At 43.2% G+C, this 3617-nt stretch carries 1 rRNA gene; it reads left to right on the top strand.

Annotated features, from left to right (window positions below):
- A 23S ribosomal RNA gene (locus NYG92_RS09015) occupies positions 1 to 3614 on the top strand; the annotation flags it as partial.
- Positions 3615 to 3617 lie beyond the last annotated feature (3 nt).

Below are 3617 nucleotides of genomic sequence, written 5' to 3'. Positions count from 1 at the left end.
TCCAACCCTAAATACTACTACCAGATCGATAGCGAACAAGTACCGTGAGGGAAAGGTGAAAAGAACGGCGGTGAGCCGAGTGAAATAGAACCTGAAACCATTTGCTTACAATCATTCAGAGCCCTATAGTGAGTCCCTTTGAGAAATCACGGGGGGGGGGGGGTAACTCTTTGTTATCTCTCCCTTTCCGCCCTTGTTTTCTCTTATCTTTTTTTGGTAAGGAGAATATTATGGGAAGTTATGAGCCTCAATACACGGATGACGAAATTGCCAGCTATGTCCCAGACCATAAGGATGTGTCAGAGTTAAGTGATTATGAGCGAGAGGAAATTGAGAAACAGAAAACTCGTGATGATTACCTAGAAGACGAATGGTATAAGGAGGATAGCGATGAGTAGCAGTTCGTTGTTAAGGAGTATGGAGCGTATAGACAACTTAGACCTTGAACCTATAATTGTTAAGATTATGGATAAAGTAGAGGGTAAAGGTTGGGAATTGAGTTATACGCAATTAATTGAAGCTGAGTATCGTAAGTTTTTGTTGCTTATGCTTAAATATCCAAATGAAGCAATTGTGCCACCACAACAAGTGGATGAGTTTTGGCATTATCACATACTTGATACTATGAAGTATGAGAAAGATTGTAAGGATATTTTTGGTTATTTTGTGCATCATTTTCCGTATTTTGGAATGCGAGGGAAAGATGATGAAAGTAACTTGAAAACTGCGTGGAATAGGACTTGTGAACTTTATATATATTCTTTTGGAGAACCAACAGAATATATAAGGAAACACATTTGGACATCTGCAGGTAGATGCCCAAATTGTGGTAGGAGATCCCCCGAAGCGAATGTAAAATTTGCTTACGATGCAAGACCTACAATTAGTGTGTGTTAATTTTTTTCTACTAACTATGTCAAGCATAGTTAGTGTCTTTGATTTTTCAAAGGGATTCACTGGTGTGATGGACTGCCTTTTGCATAATGAGCCTGCGAGTTGTGGTGTCTGGCAAGGTTAAGCTAACGCGAAGCCGTAGCGAAAGCGAGTCTGAATAGGGCGCTAAGTCAGATGCTGCAGACCCGAAACGAAGTGATCTATCCATGAGCAGCTTGAAGCTAGTGTAAGAACTAGTGGAGGAGCGAACCCGCTAGCGTTGAAAAGCTATGGGATGACTTGTGGATAGGGGTGAAAGGCCAATCAAACTTCGTGATAGCTGGTTCTCTCCGAAATATATTTAGGTATAGCGTTGTGTCGTAACATAAGGGGGTAGAGCACTGAATGGGCTAGGGCATACACCAATGTACCAAACCCTATCAAACTCCGAATACCTTATGTGTAATCACAGCAGTCAGGCGGCGAGTGATAAAATCCGTCGTCAAGAGGGAAACAACCCAGACTACCCGCTAAGGTCCCCAAATCTTACTTAAGTGGAAAACGATGTGAAGTTACTTAAACAACCAGGAGGTTGGCTTAGAAGCAGCCATCCTTTAAAGAAAGCGTAATAGCTCACTGGTCTAGTGATTTTGCGCGGAAAATATAACGGGGCTAAAGTAAGTACCGAAGCGGTAGGCTTGTGCTTAATCAAATTCTTTAAGATGAGGGCAAAAACCCTAAGGAATTTAAGAAAGTTAAGAAAGCTAAGAAGTTAAAATACAAATTTTTACTTTAAATTTAAGGCTTTAACTTTAGGCTTTAACTTTTAAATTTGAATTTCAAAAAAACTTAACTTTGAAACTTAAATTTGAAAGAAAAAGAATTTAAATTTGAAATTTCAAAAAAAAAAAAAAAAAAAATAACTTTCAAAAATAAATTTAAATTCCTTAAATTCAAAGCTTCTTTCAAAAAAGTCAAGAAATGAAGAAGTCAAAAAGAAAAAATTCCACTAAAGAATTTGCTTAAGCGCAAGCGGTAGGAGAGCGTTCTATTTGCGCCGAAGGTATACCGGTAAGGAGTGCTGGAGCGGATAGAAGTGAGCATGCAGGCATGAGTAGCGATAATTAATGTGAGAATCATTAACGCCGTAAACCCAAGGTTTCCTACGCGATGCTCGTCATCGTAGGGTTAGTCGGGTCCTAAGCTGAGTCCGAAAGGGGTAGGCGATGGCAAATAGGTTAATATTCCTATACCAACATTAGTGTGCGATGGAAGGACGCTTAGGGCTAGGGGGGCTAGCGGATGGAAGTGCTAGTCTAAGGTCGTAGGTGCTTATACAGGCAAATCCGTGTAAGAATACACCGAGAGCTGAAAGGCTTTTCAAAGTCTTCGGATAGCGAGAAGAACCCCTGATGCCGTCGAGCCAAGAAAAGTTTCTAAGTTTAGCTAATGTTGCCCGTACCGTAAACCGACACAGGTGGGTGGGATGAGTATTCTAAGGCGCGTGGAAGAACTCTCTTTAAGGAACTCTGCAAAATAGCACCGTATCTTCGGTATAAGGTGTGCCTCCCTTTGTATTAGAATTTACTTCGAAAGCAAAGAAGGTTACAACAAAGAGTCCCTCCCGACTGTTTACCAAAAACACAGCACTCTGCTAACTCGTAAGAGGATGTATAGGGTGTGACGCCTGCCCGGTGCTCGAAGGTTAATTGATGGGGTTAGCATTAGCGAAGCTCTTGATCGAAGCCCGAGTAAACGGCGGCCGTAACTATAACGGTCCTAAGGTAGCGAAATTCCTTGTCGGTTAAATACCGACCTGCATGAATGGCGTAACGAGATGGGAGCTGTCTCAAAGAGGGATCCAGTGAAATTGTAGTGGAGGTGAAAATTCCTCCTACCCGCGGCAAGACGGAGAGACCCCGTGGACCTTTACTACAGCTTGACACTGCTATTTGGATAAGAATGTGCAGGATAGGTGGGAGGCTTTGAGTGTATGACGCCAGTTGTATATGAGCCATTGTTGAGATACCACTCTTTCTTATTTGGGTAGCTAACCAGCTTGAGTTATCCTCAAGTGGGACAATGTCTGGTGGGTAGTTTGACTGGGGCGGTCGCCTCCCAAATAATAACGGAGGCTTACAAAGGTTGGCTCAGAACGGTTGGAAATCGTTTGTAGAGTATAAAGGTATAAGCCAGCTTAACTGCAAGACATACAAGTCAAGCAGAGACGAAAGTCGGTCTTAGTGATCCGGTGGTTCTGTGTGGAAGGGCCATCGCTCAAAGGATAAAAGGTACCCCGGGGATAACAGGCTGATCTCCCCCAAGAGCTCACATCGACGGGGAGGTTTGGCACCTCGATGTCGGCTCATCGCATCCTGGGGCTGGAGCAGGTCCCAAGGGTATGGCTGTTCGCCATTTAAAGCGGTACGCGAGCTGGGTTCAGAACGTCGTGAGACAGTTCGGTCCCTATCTGCCGTGGGCGTAAGAAGATTGAAGAGATTTGACCCTAGTACGAGAGGACCGGGTTGAACAAACCACTGGTGTAGCTGTTGTTCTGCCAAGAGCATCGCAGCGTAGCTAAGTTTGGAAAGGATAAACGCTGAAAGCATCTAAGCGTGAAGCCAACTCTAAGATGAATCTTCTCTAAGCTCTCTAGAAGACGACTAGTTTGATAGGCTGGGTGTGTAATAGATGAAAGTCTTTTAGCTGACCAGTACTAATAGAGCGTTTGGCTTATCTTTAAA

The sequence above is a fragment of the Campylobacter felis genome, assembly GCF_030250085.1.
Classification (GTDB): Bacteria; Campylobacterota; Campylobacteria; order Campylobacterales; family Campylobacteraceae; genus Campylobacter_D; species Campylobacter_D upsaliensis.
This window is presented reverse-complemented; position numbering and strand designations above follow the sequence as displayed.